The following is a 381-nucleotide window of genomic DNA, read 5'->3' as shown; positions in this document are numbered from 1 at the left end:
AGCTCACAGCCCGTTTGATTTCTTTACTTGCGCTTTTGTACTGTTCTTGGTAGCTTGCTTTCAGTCTTTCGGACTTTGCTTCTAACAATTTCTTTTTTTAATATTCTTCGGCTGTCTATTATTTTCCATGTTGTTGGTGTTATCCATTCTTTTCTTTTCTTTGTGCTGTACCCTAGACATGTTTCACTGCTCTTGCTATATATAGATGCTATGTTGTCCCATGTTCTATCTATGTTGTCAGTTTCATCCGTAGTTTCATTACTTTCTAGGGCTTGGAATCTGTTCTTTATCTGCATTATAAACTTATCCCTTACTTCCGTGTCTTTTAGTCTATCCACATCGAACCTCTTTTGGAAGTTTTTCTGTTGTCCTGTTTTTCTT

General features: G+C 36.5%; 1 protein-coding gene. It reads right to left on the bottom strand.

What is annotated here, in order from left to right; all coding sequences use genetic code 11:
- Positions 1-23 precede the first annotated feature (23 nt).
- On the bottom strand, positions 24-381 hold a 358-nt coding region (locus AC1VNY_RS42950; protein ID WP_482409748.1), incomplete at its 5' end, for a hypothetical protein.

This window comes from Bradyrhizobium ferriligni (assembly GCF_056837965.1).
This window is presented reverse-complemented; position numbering and strand designations above follow the sequence as displayed.